We start from the raw sequence: 14838 nt of genomic DNA, 5'->3' as shown, positions 1-14838 counted from the left end.
TAGTATCGACAACCGCCCGTGTAGACCGGACCCCGCCGAGGGATCCAAGGCCCGCACGGGCGGTTTGCCATTCCTTGGCATTTCACGATGACGGATGTGACAGGCTCGTGTAGCATCGGTACGTAAAGGGGCCAGGGTGGCGCGGGGGCCGTTCCGAACCACCCCGGAGCCTCTTTTTTACGTGCAAGTAAGGCCGTGGGGGAGCGGCCGTTGCGACTCGACGACGTCCATGCCCCGCTGCTATCGCGGCCCAAAATGGGGCAGTTTCTGTGCTGATTTTAAGTTTTTGGGTGGGGTTTACGCCTATCGGCGGGGGTGGGGCGGAAATGTGGTGTATATCACGGAAACTTTTTTGGGGTTTTGTCAGGTTGTAAATGTCGAGGTCAACGCGTTTCTGTGTTGGCTTGGGTGTGGCTGTGCGTGTTGTGGTGGGGTTTTCGCGGTGTCTGTGGTGATAGTGGACTACTTTCCACGAAATTGTTGTGATTGAATGAAAGTCTGTCAGTGTGAAGATCCGTGTTCAGGAGATCTCCAGGCTGTTTCGAATATCTCCGTCAAGTTTTTAAGGATTGAGCCGTTGCAAAACGCACATCTTAAGAAGCGCATCATGGCTGCGCTTATCTCCGGTGTCCTCGCTACCGGTACCACCGCTGTCATCGCTACTGAGGCTAGCGCCGCCGATCAGATGATCGTCGAGGCGTACCAGACCCTCGACGAAGCCTCTCTGCATGCATTCCAGACCGAGCAGACGAAGCTCGCGCAAGAGTACCCGAAGTGGACCTTGCCCGTGAACGTGCTATCCACCGCACAGGGCCCGGGTTGGTGCATCGACTGGGGCATCGACAACGCTTGGAACAACCCTGATGGGTTCGAGGTTCGAAAGCTCACCGGTAAGTCCGGTCTTGTGGGCGACGGCTACGGGATTGACGAAAATGTCCGTATCGCTGCAATCAGCCTGACCAAGTCTCTCCAACGCGACTTCCACAACTGGGAGCAAAATCCCACTTCGGCACTGGAAGCCGACATTCGGAAGAAGAATCAGTACCTTCAGGCATTGTTGGGGAACAATCCCTCAGAGTTGAACGGCGTTCGTGAGCTGGCGATGCGAGACGGCGTGAAGTTTACGAACCTCACAGGCTTTAGCATTTCCTGGACCAGGAACCAGGGCGACGGAATCAATTACCGCTTGGTGCCTAACCAGAAGAAGATCAACGAGATCAAGAAGGGTGTCGGCGAGAACGAGTACGTCACGGTGCTCGTGCCGAAGAACTACAACTGGAACGCTAACAAGCACCTCGAGTGGACCTTCCAGCGCCTCATCACCATCTACCAGCCCGGCCTGGACCTGGAGTGGCAGCCGAAGCCGGATTACGGGTTCGAGTTCGAGACCACGACGACCCCGAAGACGACCGTCACCGAGCACACGACGATGCCGGAGCACAAAACTACCGAGGTCGTGCCTGGCAAGCCGGTCACCGAAACGGTAACTAAGACCAACGAGAAGACCGTCACTGAGGTTTCTACGCTGCCGAAGCAGACTGAGGTCGTCACCACGATTACTGAGCCTGAGAGCGTCGTCACCACTACGCGGACATTCCCGGCGAAGACCACCACCGTCACCTCTACCGAAAACGGCACCGAGGAAACGGAGACGAAGGTCATCACTCCAGAACCCGAGATCGTCACCGAAACGAAGCCGGGCTCGACCTCCACCGCTACCACCACGGTAACCGACAAGACTGTTGTAAAAACGGTTCCGGGCGAGCCCGAGGTCGAGACCGTCGTTAAGACCCCTGAGGTCACCACCACAAGGGTTGTGCCGGCTGGTGAGACCACCGTGACCAAGACCGTTGAGGGTGAGCCGACCACCATCACGGTGAACAAGGACAGCAAGTACTACACCGAAAAGGTGTATGAGTCCGTCAAGGAAGTTTACGAGTACTACCAGTTCGCCGGCTTCACCAAGGAAGAGAAGTCCAAGGTCATTGACCTTGACAAGCGCATCAAGGGCTCGTGGACCTTCGAGGTCACCGAAGGCTCCGAGTACGTGACCGTCGAGCGCGGTGAAGAGGACGGCAAGCTCGTCATCACCCCGCGCGAGGGCATTGAGGGCGAGCACAAGGTCACCATCGTCGTCACCGACGACCAGGGCAACGAGCACGTCTACCGCCTGACCATCAACAACACTGTCAACATTGACGAGTCCGTCAATGTCAAGGTCAACAACTTCTTCTACAACATCAACACCGGTGGCGAGGGTGACCGATTCAAGGTCATCAAGAAGGAGCCCGGCGAGAAGCACGAGGTTGTTGAGGGTGGCGAGCTCGTCGTTGTGAAGGACGACGGCAAGGGCTCTCTGACCGTGACCCCGAAGGAGGGCGTCACCTCCGGCGAGGTGATCGTGAAGATCACCGACAAGCAGGGCAACGAGCGTGAGAACATCATCACGATCGAGAACACTGAGTCCAAGTTCGACGTCTCCCGCCAGATCCTGAACACCTCCGTCGGCTACGTCGAGTACCGTGGTGGCTCCTTCGAGATCACCAAGGGCGAGGACGTTATCTCCATCGAGGAGTCCAAGTCCAACGGCGAGAAGGTCTGGAAGATCACCCCACAGGTTGAAGAGGGCGACGCTGACGTTATCTTCACCGACGAAGATGGCGTGGAGTACAAGTTCCACTTCACCATTGAGAAGGACCCGAACGGTGGTCCGCAGGTAGTCCAGCACAACATTAACTACTCCGGCCACGTCGACATTAAACGCAATGACGACTACGAGGTTGAATTCGTCACCGGTGAATTTGGTGGACAACCACTGCTGGGTGAAGAGCATTTCTCTATCGAGGAAGCCACCCGTGATGAGAAAGAAGAGGCCGTCTGGCGCATCAAGCCGAAGCAGTATGACGAGGCCAATCCCGACGACGCTGCTCTCTTTATCAAGGAGAACGGTGGTACGGCAATCATCAACGTGAAGGACTCCGAAGGTCGCCTTGTCGGTATTTTCACTATTAACGTCCGCCGTGACACCGTTGGTGATGTCGAGGTGGTCAAGCGAGGTCGCGAGGTCGTTGACCGCGCGAAGGTCAATCTGTTCCTGGGCGATCCCAAGAACAATCGCTTCACGCTCGAATTGTTGGATGACGCGCGCCGAGAGGACATCTTTGCGGAGGGAGTCGACTTTGAGAACTTCCGTGAGAAGTCCGAGGACTATGTCGAGGATTTCCTTAAAAATTCTGAAGCCCCGAAGGATTCCAGTGGTGAGAAGTCCGAGGAGGGCCCCGAGGAAGGTTTCCAGCTGAACTTCAAGCCGGGTGCTACCGGCAAGTTTAAGGTCACAGAGTACAATTACCAGCCCATCCGAGAGCAGGGCGTGGATGAAGAGGGCAAACCGATTTCGAAGATCGTCGGTTACAATCCCGTTCCGTTGACGGAGTACATCTACAACGTTTCGCCGTACGAGCCGAAGGAGTCCACGTACACCATTACGGCGGACAACGAGGTTGACCTCCAGGGCACGAAGCTCCACATCGCCGAGATCAAGGACGCCGACGGCAACGACATCGAGCCGAAGGATTTCCTCGAGTCCGTCCCGACTGATGGTTCCGCTTTCAAGATCACTCCGAAGGCCGACGCTTCCGGCACGCTGGTGATCGAGAACCAGACCGACGACGGCTACGTCTTCGAGAAGTACATTCTCAACGTCACCCCGGGTCGTGCGTCCTCCAAGGACCAGATCATTGAAAAGAACATGAGCTGGTTCGGCACCGCGCGCATCAACAAGGACGAAAACGACACCTACAAGATCGTTTCCGCTCAGGATGCAAACGGCAACGACGTCGACGGTACCGAGCTTGTCCGCGTCAACGACGAGAATGGCGAATTCGTTGTCACCGGTCGCGCGGGCAAGACCGGTACGGTCACGATCGCTGTGAGCGACAAGCGTGGCGTGTACGCGACCTACAAGCTCACCATTGGTGAAGCTGAGGGCGCTCGCGTGTACGACTACCAGATCTCCACCAACGCCGAGTTCCGCGCGACGCTGGTTGAGAAGTCCAACCAATTCACCGTTGTCGATGGCGGTCAGTACCTCGAGTCCCCGACCAAGGATGGTAACCAGTGGTCGGTGAAGCCGAAGGCTGATGCCGCCGGTAAGACCGCGACGGTTGAAGAGTGGGACGAGGACGGCAACGTCCTCAACACTTACAACCTGAAGATCACCCAGGGTGCAACGGCTGGTGCACGCCAGCTGCGCGACTACCTGATCGTCGGTCAGCCGAAGGCCTACAGCCCGATTTCCGAGGGCAACTCCTTCAAGGTTGTGGAGGGTGCAGACAAGGTCAGCACCAACAAGAACAAGGACGGCCTGTTCACCGTGACGCCGAAGTCGGGTACGGAGAACGAGACCATCGTTACCCAGGAGCTCGACAAGGACGGCATCGTCGTCCGCACGATCACCTCGCTGATCATCCCCGAAAGCCTGACCGCTAACGGCGCCTTCATCGGCGACAACAAGGATGTTGCCGAGATCGTCCGCGATGAGAAGACGGGCAAGATCACCATCAAGTTCGTCGGTGAAGGCGGCGACGTCGCCATTGCCGCGGGCGCTGACCTCGTGGACCAGGGGCGCGAAGGCAACAACATTATCCTCACGCCGAAGGACGGCAAGAAGGGCACTGTGGTCTTCGTCCCGGTCCAGAACGGCGTACAGAACAAGACCGCCGGCAAGTTCGAGGTCAACGTCAAGGTCGACTCGAACAACAACACCGATGGTCAGGGTGCTGGTGATGTGAATGTTGGTTCGTCTGATCCGAAGTGTATTGCTTCGTTGGTTGGTTTGGCTTCGCCGTTGTTGCTGCTGATCCCGCTGGGTGTGCTGTCTCAGGTGAACATTCCGGGTCTTGAGGGTGTGCGTGGTCAGTTGAATGCGGCGATTCAGGATGCGAATGATCGTATTCAGCAGGGTCTGGGTATTTATGATCGTGATCGTGCGTCGCGTGCTGCTGGTTTGCAGGGTGCGTTCTCGGTTGAGAATTCGCAGATGATTGGTGTGGCTGCTGGTGCGCTGGGCGTGATTACTGCTGGTTTGTTGATTGGTGATGCGGTGTTGCGTGCTTGTGGTCAGGAGGAGTCGACGTCTTCGTACCAGTTGGGTGAGGCGACGGATAATGACACGTTGCGTTATGGTTCGTCTGGTAAGCCGGCTGAGGCTCCGAAGTCCGAGGAGTCTGAGGCTGCGAAGCCGGAGGATGCTGAGGCTGCTGAGAAGTAGTCTGTAGTGTCTGGTTGAGCCGCTTGCGGGTGATGCACCCACAAGCGGCTCTTCTCTTTGTTGTCCACCCGCCCCCGCTTCCACAGGCCAGGGTGAAACCACAAAATCATACGATCATGCACCGCGTGGGCGAGCTCGGTGTGACAGAATAGGCACTGTCATTACCCACCTCTTTTCCAGGAAAATGCAACCTTGTATTGCGCTTACTTGGAAAGTTCAAAGGATTCCCATTGCCTATGTCCTCCCTCAAGAAGCGTGCCTTAGCTGCGCTTATCTCTAGCGTCCTTGCCACAAGCACGACCGCGGTCATCGCTCCGAATGCTTTTGCCGCGGACACCTTTGCCACAGAAGCATTTGAGCCCGTTGCGTCAGATACCCTCAAAGAATTCCGGGCGCTCCGTCCCAAACTTGAGGTGCAAGCCAGGGGCCTTGATGGGGAAGTGGCACCACTTCGGACAAATCGCGGTTCGGCATGGAGCATCGATGGTGCGGTAGATGCTCTTGAAGGCGCGCAGGTTCGCAAGCTGACCGGCCAGTCCGGTCGCGTCGGCGAGGGCGATAGCTTGGACGCTCAGGTCCGTGTCGCTGCGATCAACGTGACGAAGGCACTTCAGCAGGACCTCCGGAACTACGCCTCGAAACCGTCACCCACGCTGACACAGCAGATTGAGCAGAAGCTCCTCTTTACTCGAGCGCTGCTTGGCAATGACGTCGCGTCCCTCAACGCGGCACGCGCTGATGTCCTTGAGGATCACACGACCGCTTTCTGGGAGCTCACTGGGTTTAGAGTCGCGAAGCGAACCCAGCCGGGGTCTGCGAACGCGACCTTGAACTATGTCCTCGTTCCCGATACCCAAAAGATTGAAAAACTCACCGCGGGCGACGACGAGTACCTCACCGTGTTTCTCGGCAGGGACGGTGAGCGTCTGCTCAGCCTTTACCAGCCGGGGCTTGACCTGCCTGACAACGCCGTGCCGGTCGAGATCACTTCGACCGAGTATCACCAGTTCGCAGGCTTCACCGCTGACGAGCAGTCCAAAACCATCGACTTGGATCTGCGCATCAAGGGCCACTGGACCTTCGAAGTCACCGAGGGCGCGAAGTACGTCCGGGTCACCCGCGGTGAGCGTGACCACCAGCTCGTGCTCACCCCGCGCCCCGGCTTCGAGGGCGAAGCTACCGCGACAGTTGTCATTACCGATGAGCAGGCCAACGAGCACATCTACCACCTGCAGCTCAACAACACCATCAATGCGGAAGTGCCGGAGGAACCGGAGCAGATTATCGACGCCCCGCCACGCGCACCCGAGGAAACCGCGTACCGCCATCTGCCCAACAGCACGGTTGCATACATCGCCAACAACGGCGGCACCGCAGTGGTAACCAGGGGTGAGGACCTCGTCGCAGTTGACGAGACCGAGATCGGCGGTACACCGGTGTGGAAGGTCACTCCCACCAGCAAGGACCAGGAGGGCAGAGCCCACGTCGTGGTCACCGACGCAGACGGTACCGTGCGCCCGCACGTCTTCCAGCTTGAGAAGCGGAAGTACGCGTCGAAGAGTATCGTGCACGAGTCGATCCCGTACAGGGGAAGTACGAAGCTGCGAAGCTCCGCTGGTGCGACCTACGACATTGTGCAAGGCGCGGAGTTTGTCACCGTCACCGAGGAGGAAAACGCCTGGATCGTCGCCGCTAACGAGGACAACGATGCGCTTAAGAAGAACGGTGGCACCGCCGTCATTAACATCAAGGACAGCCAGGGTCGCGTCGTTCAAAACGTCACCGTCAGCATCGGGCGTAAAATTTCCGACTCCGAGGTAGACACCCGCGTGCACGAGGTGGTTGACCTCTCCAAGGTCTTCCTCGCCGCAACGGATTCCGACCCCTACTTCTTCTCGGTAGAACCGCTGGATGGCGCGAGCCTCGGTGACTTCTTCGAGTATCCGGAGGACTACGAGGACAAGGAGATCCGGGACAATCTTCAACTGGAGTTCAAGCCGGGTGCGGAGGGCAAGTTCAAGGTCACTGAATTCCGTCGCGAAAGCGTCAAGGAAAACTTTGTGGACGAGAACGGTAACCTTGACGCGAAGGAGGTCGGTTACGATGATGTCCCGGTCGCCGAGCACGTCTACGTGGTTTCTCCGTTCAAGCCGATCGAGTCCGAGTACACGACTACCTCCGACAACAATCTTGGGCTCAGCGGCACCCGACTCTACGTCACAGAGGGCAAGGAGTTGCTCCAAATGACGCCGGTGGATGGCCAGTCCAACATAACGATTTCTCCGAAGCGCGGCGCCAGCGGCCGGGTCATGGTCGAGGACCGTACCGAAAGTGGCCATGTCTACGAGCGCTTTACTGTCAACATCACGCCCGGTGAGCAACAGAAGGACGTCGAGCATGAGATGACCTGGTTTGGTTCAGCGCGCATCTCCGCTGAATTCGGCGACTCCTACAAGATCGTTTCCGCAACGGATGCCGACGGCAACGACATCGACGGCAACGATCTCGTCCGCGTTCGCGAGGATGATGGCGGTTTTGTCGTCACCGGCCGTGCGGGCAAGACCGGTACGGTCACGATTGCAGTGAGCGACAAGCGCGGCGTGTACGGGACGTACACGCTCACCATCACGGAGGCTGAGGGCGCACCCGTCCACATTTACGACATCTCTTCCAACTCCGAGTTCGGCGCGACGCTGGTCGACGAGTCCAATAAATTCGTCGTGATCGACGGTGCTGAGTACCTGGAGCCCCCGACTGAGGATGGCAACCATTGGTCGGCCAAACCGAAGGCAGACGCTGTAGGAAAGACCGTGGTGATTGAAGAGCAGGACGAGGACGGCTTTGCTGTTAATACCTACAACCTGAATATCGTCCGGGGCGCAACCTCTAACACCAGCCGGCTGTACGACTACCTGGTCATCGGTCAGCCGAAGGCCTACACCCCGCTTTCCAAGGGCAACACCTTCAAGGTTGTCCAGGGTGCTGAGCACGTCACCACCGGCAAGGACGATAAGGGCACGTTCACGCTGACCCCGAAATCAGGTGGTGAGGAACAAGTCGTTGTGACCGAAGAGTACGACAAGGACGGTAAGCTCGTCCGCACGATCAGGTCACTGATCATTTTGCGAGAGCACACCCTACCGACCGACAACGAGGTCGACGAGCCCAACAAGGACATCGCCACGGCTCGCCGCGACGCATCCACCGGCGCGATCACGATCTCGTTCGGCAAGGAGGGCGGCGACATCGGGATCGCCGAGGGCGCGGACCTGGTGGACATTACCCGCGATGGCAACACCATGGTGCTCACCCCGAAGCAGGGCGTGCGTGGCACGGTGTCGTTCGTACCGGTGAATGACAACGTGCAGAACACCACCGGCTACAGCTTCGACATCGATACGAAGTCGGGCGCTGACGGCAACGCGCCGAAGGACGGTTCCTCGGACCCGAAGACCATTGCCTCTTCAGTCGGCATCGCAACCCCGCTGGTGCTGCTGCTCGCGCTGATCGCAGTATCCCAGCTGCCGATCCCTGGCCTGGAGGGCGTGCGCGCGCAACTTAACGCCGCCATCGACAACGCGATGAAGGCGTTCAAGTAGCCCCTACCGCTCCCGCAGTACGCCGCGCACTACGTCGTCGAGCCAGTCGACGGCGTAGTCGTACCCCGTCTGCCCGTCCACGTTGAACCCGCCCGGGCTATCCGTGTACCCCAGCTTGTAGTACGACATGTGTCGCGGCCCGAAGTCGCCGGCTTGGCTTGCCGACGCCAACAAGTTCCCATTCACCGGATTCCCCATCGCCGCCTGCAAACCGGCCGCCGAGGAGACCTGCCCCACCAGCTGCGACACCGCCGAGTGCGCCGCGGCCTGGCGCTGCTCCGTCGGCGTCGGCACCCGCGGCACCACACCCGAGCGTGCCAGCTGCAGGTAGAACCGCTCCGTCGCCTGGGTCGCGCGCATCCCCTCGAGCGCCACGTCGGCCCATGTCCCGTCCTCGTCATCCCCCGCGACCGCGCCGCGTAGCCCCTCGAGGGCCGGCAGCAGGTACGTCCAGGTCACGCCCTCCTTCGCCAGGTTCGGCAGCGCCGACAGCAGCGTCACCGCCACGAGTTGCTCCGGCGGGGTGGCCGCCTGCTCCGACCGGGTGGCGCGGTCGGCGGCCTGGGCGAAGAGTGCGATCTCTCCGAGGATGAGGGCGGCGGCGGGGGCGTCGAGAAGCGAAAGGCCCGACTCCCGCACCGCCTGCTGCACCGGCACACCCGCGTCCATGCGGCGGGAAAACTCCAGCACGTGCGCGCCGGTCGCCGCGTTCGGCGGGCCCACGACCTCCTCGCGCATCGCCACATCCGCCAGGTCGCGCAGCGCGGAGTCCGGGTCGGTCGAGCACGCCATATCCGCCGGGTTGCACAGCGAAAGCACCTTGCCCTCCAGGCCGGCGAAGCTCAGCGCGCGCTCGCCGGCCAGGCCCACGCGCTCCGGAATCACCCCGGAACCGCCGCCGTTGATCAGCTCGCCGCCGCGCGCCAGCACCCCCTTCGGCGCGGACGCGTACAGCTTGGCGGGCGGCAGGGCCCGTTGCCTATCGACGCTCGTCCGCCCCGGATCCGCAAACAACACCACCCCGGCAATCTGCTCCGGGCCCACCCCGCGCACCTGGCCGTGCGCCGCCCGCGCTGCTGCGTCGCCGATCAGGTGGGCGCCCTGCGAGTAGCCCACCATGATGAAACGGGTCTGCGGGCACGCGCTCGCTACGGTCTCCATCTCGCGCACCGCGTCGTCCGTTCCTTGCGTGACGGACTCGCCGTAGGTCGCCGCCTCCGTGCCCTCGATGCCGCCGCTGGCGCTGCCGAGCGCGCTGAAGCGGCCCAGCGAGGCGGGGTAGCGGACCTGGTAGCTGCGCACCGTGCGCGCGCCGAAGTGTTCGGTGAGGTCGGCGGCGGGGGAGGAGTTGTCGTCGAAAAGCGTGTCGCGGGCTGACGGATCCCAGGAATGCGAAAACCCCGATCCCGCCGCTTGCACGACGTGGATCGGGGTACAGCTCGGCGCGAACGGCCGCAGCGGCTGCGCTGTAGCAACAGGGGCAGCCGCCGCGGCGAGCGCGAGCAGGGCGGCGAGGGCGGGAACACGTTTCACGCGAAACATGTTAGTACCGCGCCGCACGCCTGCGCGTCTACTTGCGCGGCAGAGCCATGAGCGCGGCGCCGATGGCTACGAGCCAGGAGTCCTTCGACAGCGGCAGGCCCTCCTGGGACGGGCGGATGCCGTCGTCCTCGGTCATCGCATCGTTGCCGAAGTACATGGTGAGCAGGCCCGCGCCGAACGTCGCGAGCGCGGCACCGGCGAGGCGGTTGGACACGAACGGGGTGAGCAGCGCTGCGCCGATGCCGGTCTCGGAGTAGGCGACGAACTTGGCAAAGGTTTCCTTGTCCATGTCCTTCAGCGCCGGGATACCGGTGACGGCCATGCCGTGGAGGAACTCGGCGGTGCCCTCGTCGGCGCCCAGCTTGCCGACGCCGGAGTTTAGGATGAACAGGCCGGTGGGCACGCGCAGCGCGCCGGAGGCGAGGCGGGTCTTGGACTTCGCAGCCTTCTGTGCCCTGGCGGCCTTGGCGGCCTTCTGGTTAGCGGGGAGCAGGTTGAGCGGGTTGAACATGATGCGTCCTTCCGTGTGGAATGTCGTCCATCAAGATGATACGTCAACAATCCGCTCCCGGCAAGGGCTCGCGGTCTTAGACCGAAAGCTCGGGGTGCAGATCGCGCTCTGGGATCTGGCGCAGCCTGGTCAGGCCCAGGCAGGCGACCACCCACGAGCCTACCGCGATGCCCAACAGCACCAGCGTCGCGCGGATCATGCGAGGATCGCCGCCGTCGGTGCCGAACAGGGCGTAGCGCATGAGGTCCACCGAGTAGCGCATCGGGTCCCAGCTGTGCACCCACTGGATGAACTTCGGCTGCACTTCGGGCGGGTACAGGCCGTTCGACGCCACCAGCTGCAGCGACATGAGCGCCATGGTGAGCAGGCGGCCAATCGACTTACCAAAGATGCAGTTGAGCATGTAGATGAAGGAAACGAACACCCACGACACGCCCACCAGCACCGCCAGCATCACGCCCGCGTGAGTCGGCTCGACGCGCAGGATGCACACCTGCATGATCCACAGGAAGACCGACTGCACGCCGGTGACCAGGAACGACGGCAGCAGCGTGTTGAGCGCCACGCGCACTGGCGACGCCCCCGAGTCGATCGCGCGACGCGAAATCGGCTCGAAGATCATGTACAGCACCAGGCCGCCGAACCACAGGGACAGCGACAGGAAGAACGGGGAGAGGCCCTTGCCAAAGAACGTCAGCTCGTCGCCGGCCTGGTTCAGTACGACCGGGTTGGAGGCGGAGTCGACCGCCTTGTTCAGGCGCTCGCCTTCCCACGTCGGCGCCTGCTCCTGCGCGTCGTGGAGTTTGACGCTGAGCTCGCCGGTGCCGTCATCGAGCTGCACCAGGCCGTCGTTCAGCGCGCCGAGGCCCACGACGAGCTGGTTGGAGCCGTCGGCCAGCTTGGAGGACGCGTCCGACGCCGTGTTCGCCGCCACGACCAGCTGCGACGTGCCGTCCTTCAGCTGCGCCACGCCCGCGACGAGCGTGCCGGAGCCGTCCTGCAGCTTGGCCAGGCCGGCCGCCAGCTGCTGAGCCGCGTCGGTGGCGCGGTTCACGCCGCCGCGGTACTGCGCGTTCGGGTCCTGCAGCTCGTTGGCCACCTGGTGCGCGCCGCTCTGCAGCAGCTGCAGCTGGCTCACCAGGTCCGAGTTCATCGCCGTGGCGAGCGGGCCGCCGTGCAGCTGCGCCTGCGTCTGGCGAGCCTGCGCCGCAATCTGCTCCGTGCCCGGGATCGGCGAGGCGTCCAGGTCCGCGATGACCTGGTTCAGGGATGCGTCGATGTCCGCGAACGCTGCCTGCGCCGCGCCGAGCTGGCCGGCCACGCCCGCGATCTTGTCCACGCCGCCCGCAACCTGCGACGCGCCCGCGCCCAGCTTGTCGGTGCCGCCCTGCAGGGTCAGCATGCCTTCGGAGAGCTGGTTCGCGCCGTCCGCCGCCGTGCCGATGCCGGTGTTGAGCTGCTGGGCGCCGTCCTGGAGGCGCGTCACGCCGTCGTCAAGCTGGTGCGCGGCGCTGGGCATCTGCTGCAGCTTCGAGTTGAACTCTTGCATGCCGTTGTCCAGCTTCGTGGCGCCGTCGTCAAGCTTCTGCCCGCCCTCGCCGGCCTTCTTCGCGCCCTCGTTGAGCTGGCCCGCGCCGTCGGCGGCCTGGCCCATGCCATCGTTGATGGTGTTGAAACCGACGAAGAGCTGGTCCACCACCTTCGACCCGACCGTGTTGGACACGGTATCCGTGATCACTCGCGAGGCTTGCCCGCCCAGCATCGTCGGAATGAAGCCGTTCGTCTCATTCAGCGTGACGTTGATCTTCGCCTGGTGCGGGTTGTCCTCCTTCACGCTGGTCACGGCCTCGGTGAAGTCGGTCGGGATCTCCATGCCCAGGTAGTAGGTGCCGTCCGCGATGCCCTGCCGGGCCTCCTCGGCGGACACCACCTGGAAGTTCATGGGCTTTTCTTCGAGCAGCTTATCCACGACCTGCTGCCCATTCTCACCCTCATCCGAGTTCACCAACGCCACCGGCACCTTGTTCAGGTTGCCCAGCGGGTCCCAATAACTCCACACGAACAGGCCGCCGAACAGCAGCGGCAGCAGCGTGATTGCGATCAGCGCCAGCGGCGGCAGCTTGCCGTGTAGAAACTTGCGGAAATTCGATCCCAGGTGCAGTCCGCTCATCGGTCCTCCTCGTTCGCACTCGTCACCAACACCGGCACTTCCTCAGCGACCGCGTACAGGTTGTCCAGCAGCTTCGCGCGCAGCGACATGTCGCGGATCTGGTCCACGTCATCCACGATGAGCAGCTCCGCCTTTGGCCGCGACACCAGCGCGAGCAGAATGCGGAAGCGGAAGCGGTCGAGGACGTTGAGTTCGCCTACCGACGTAGCGCTATCAAGCTCCTCAAGCCCCAGCGGCTCCAGCCAGCGAGCCACGGTGTCGTGCTCGAGCGGGTGGCGCGGCGTCGGCTTGAAAAACGGCTGCGACCACGCGATCTGCTCGCGCAGCAAGTCGCGCAGCGGGATCTGCCGGTCGAGTGAATCGATCATGTGCACGCCGGCTAGCGCCGTCTTCTTGAAGCCGGGGCCGTCGACCGTGCCCGAGTGCGGCTTGTAGCGGCCGGCGAGGGTCATCGCGAGCGTCGTGGCGCTTGACTCGCGCCCAACGTGCAGAAAGTTGAAGCCCTCGCTGGCGTCGATGCTCACCGGGTCGTCGCCTTTGCGCAGCACAAGGTCGGTTGCGCTGAGAATTTGTGTCATTGAAAAACTCCAAGTGGAGGGTTGGCTATCACTTAAGACTCCTGCTATGGTGCTCCGCATGTAGCGCGATGTCAAGACGAAACTGTATCGCGCGGGAAGGAGATGCAGGTGCGATCAGATGCGCGCGCGAAACGCGACCAAATTATCACTGCTGCCACCGAGCAGTTCCGCACCCGCCCCAACTCCGCGGTGACGCTCGAGGGCGTGGCGAAGGACGCCGGCGTCGGCATTGCGACCCTCTACCGCCACTTCCCGTCGCGGGCGGAGCTGCGCCAGGCGTGCGCGCTCCGCTTCATCGAGGACCTGGACGGGTTTCTCGACGACACCCTCGCCGCCTTCGACGACGACCCCGAAGGCAGCTGGGAGCGCTTCGTGTGGCGGCTCGTGGATTACGGGGTGGGCATGCTCGTCGGCGCGCTCGCGTCCGAGCTGCCGGACGGCGTGGAGCCGGACGTGAAGTGCCGCCGCGACGAGTTCTTCGCCCGCGTGCAGGTGCTGCTGGACAAGGCCGCGCCTCACGGGCTCATCGCGCCGGACCAGACGCCGACCGAGCTCGCCTCCGAGCTCATCGTGGTCACCCGCCCCATGGACGCGACCCTCACGGCGCTGTTTCCCGACGTGCGCGAGCGCCTCGTGCGCAACCTCCTCATCGCCTGGCGCGCGGAAAACCCTTAACCAGTATTAGACGCAGGGAACGGGCCCGCGGTTCCCTTCGGTGGGTGTTTTGGGAGTCTTCTCACAAGTGCTTGTTTGCGCTGGTCACAGGCCCGTATTGTGCTGGGTATGGATGTGATTGCAGACCTTGTGGCCCACGACCGCGCCGGCGTTGACTACGTCGCCGCGGCCGCTGACAAGTCTGCAGATACGCTTATCGACGCCGGCGTGGCCCCCGACCGCGCCGCCCAATTAGTCGTTGCCGCCCGCATGTTGTACGCGCCGACGTCGCATTCGCGTTACCAGGCCCGTGCGGTGGCAGGTGCTCGTGAGTGCGGGCATCGGGTGGATACGTTGGCCTATATTGCGCGTGCGTCGCGCTCGATTGCAGATGCGACGAACCGGTGGCGGTTTATTGAAACGCTGTGTGCCACCAGTGGTGATTTGGCGTGTGTGCGCCGTGTTGCTGGGCAGTTGAAGCGGGAGTTGTGCCCGGCGCCTGCGCGCACGCCTGG

General features: G+C 62.1%; 7 protein-coding genes and 1 pseudogene. 4 read left to right on the top strand and 4 right to left on the bottom strand.

Annotated features, from left to right (window positions below):
- Nucleotides 1-577 precede the first annotated feature (577 nt).
- Nucleotides 578-5269 carry a hypothetical protein gene (locus CKJ82_RS08430; RefSeq protein WP_095537769.1) on the top strand — a complete coding sequence of 1564 codons (4692 nt, stop codon included), beginning with the start codon at nt 578-580 and terminating at the stop codon, nt 5267-5269.
- 440 nt (nt 5270-5709) lie between these two features.
- Nucleotides 5710-8868 carry a hypothetical protein gene (locus tag CKJ82_RS08425; RefSeq protein ID WP_133064053.1) on the top strand — a complete coding sequence of 1053 codons (3159 nt, stop codon included), beginning with the start codon at nt 5710-5712 and terminating at the stop codon, nt 8866-8868.
- Nucleotides 8869-8871: 3 nt separating this feature from the next.
- Here CKJ82_RS08425 and CKJ82_RS08420 read toward each other — a convergent pair whose 3' ends face one another.
- The 4 genes from CKJ82_RS08420 to CKJ82_RS08405 form a co-directional block, all read right to left on the bottom strand.
- Nucleotides 8872-10401 carry a cutinase family protein gene (locus tag CKJ82_RS08420; RefSeq protein ID WP_165765411.1) on the bottom strand — a complete coding sequence of 510 codons (1530 nt, stop codon included), beginning with the start codon at nt 10399-10401 and terminating at the stop codon, nt 8872-8874.
- Between the two features lie 37 nt (nt 10402-10438).
- A complete protein-coding gene (locus CKJ82_RS08415; RefSeq protein WP_240510736.1) occupies nt 10439-10921 on the bottom strand; it encodes a hypothetical protein in 483 nt (160 codons plus the stop codon).
- A 76-nt stretch (nt 10922-10997) separates the two neighbouring features.
- The gene (locus CKJ82_RS08410) at nt 10998-13091 is read right to left on the bottom strand and encodes a YhgE/Pip domain-containing protein (RefSeq protein WP_095537766.1); all 2094 of its coding nucleotides are present in this window, start codon (nt 13089-13091) and stop codon (nt 10998-11000) included.
- Nucleotides 13088-13669, bottom strand: coding sequence for a hypothetical protein (locus tag CKJ82_RS08405; RefSeq protein WP_095537765.1), 582 nt, complete (start codon nt 13667-13669; stop codon nt 13088-13090). Before CKJ82_RS08405 ends, CKJ82_RS08410 begins: the two co-directional genes overlap by 4 nt.
- A 108-nt stretch (nt 13670-13777) precedes the next feature.
- On the opposite strand from CKJ82_RS08405, the gene CKJ82_RS08400 reads away from it, so the two are divergent.
- Nucleotides 13778-14344: a TetR/AcrR family transcriptional regulator gene (locus tag CKJ82_RS08400; protein ID WP_095537854.1), complete on the top strand. Its 567-nt coding sequence runs from the start codon at nt 13778-13780 to the stop codon at nt 14342-14344.
- A 108-nt stretch (nt 14345-14452) separates the two neighbouring features.
- Nucleotides 14453-14838: pseudogene (locus CKJ82_RS08395) on the top strand (HNH endonuclease signature motif containing protein); the annotation flags it as partial.

Origin of the sequence: Corynebacterium gottingense (genome assembly GCF_002285125.1) — a bacterium.
Lineage (GTDB): Bacteria > Actinomycetota > Actinomycetes > Mycobacteriales > Mycobacteriaceae > Corynebacterium > Corynebacterium gottingense.
Note: the sequence above shows the minus strand (reverse complement) of the source record. Positions and strands in the feature narration are given on the sequence as shown.

Excerpts from the sequence above, each read along its gene's own strand:
- CKJ82_RS08415 (WP_240510736.1), bottom strand. The coding sequence starts at position 10,921 with ATGTTCAACCCGCTCAACCTGCTCCCCGCTAACCAGAAGGCCGCCAAG.
- CKJ82_RS08410 (WP_095537766.1), bottom strand. The coding sequence starts at position 13,091 with ATGAGCGGACTGCACCTGGGATCGAATTTCCGCAAGTTTCTACACGGC.
- CKJ82_RS08405 (WP_095537765.1), bottom strand. The coding sequence starts at position 13,669 with ATGACACAAATTCTCAGCGCAACCGACCTTGTGCTGCGCAAAGGCGAC.